Source organism: Plebeiibacterium sediminum (assembly GCF_026013605.1).
Lineage (GTDB): Bacteria > Bacteroidota > Bacteroidia > Bacteroidales > Marinilabiliaceae > Saccharicrinis > Saccharicrinis sediminus.
Genome location: NZ_JAPDPJ010000306.1, coordinates 1 through 486, shown reverse-complemented (window position 1 = coordinate 486; position 486 = coordinate 1). Strand labels below are relative to the sequence as shown.

Genomic DNA, 486 nt, shown 5'->3' with positions numbered 1-486 from the left:
TGGAATTGCAATAAAAAACTAGACAAAAAGTTAAGCCACATTTCTGATAACCACCTTTCCATACTCATCAGGTGTTTGATAGTTTAAATAAGAATGTCTTCTTTTTCGATTATACCATATCTCAATAAACTCAAAAATCTCATTTCTAGCATACCAGTGATTCAAGTATAATCGATGATATATTAGTTCAGATTTAAGAATTTTAAAGAAGCTTTCTGCTACAGCATTATCCCAGCAATTACCTTTGCGACTCATGCTTTGCGTAACAGCAATACCAGATAAAAGTCTTCTAAACTCATTTGAAGCATATTGTACACCCCTGTCAGAATGAAATATTAGCTGTTTGGTTAATGGGCGATTTATCAATGCCATTTTCCAAGCCGCTACTACAGTATCCTTTGCAGTCATATTATCACTTAAAGCCCATCCTATAATCTTACGATCAAATAAGTCCATAACAATAGTCAGATAAAGCCAACCTTGCTT

The 486-nt window shown here is 33.7% G+C and carries 1 protein-coding gene; it reads right to left on the bottom strand.

The window, feature by feature from the left end; genetic code table 11:
• Nucleotides 1-30 precede the first annotated feature (30 nt).
• Nucleotides 31-486 (bottom strand): IS3 family transposase (locus OM075_RS25575; RefSeq protein WP_301193388.1); only part of this gene is annotated, 456 nt, incomplete at its 5' end.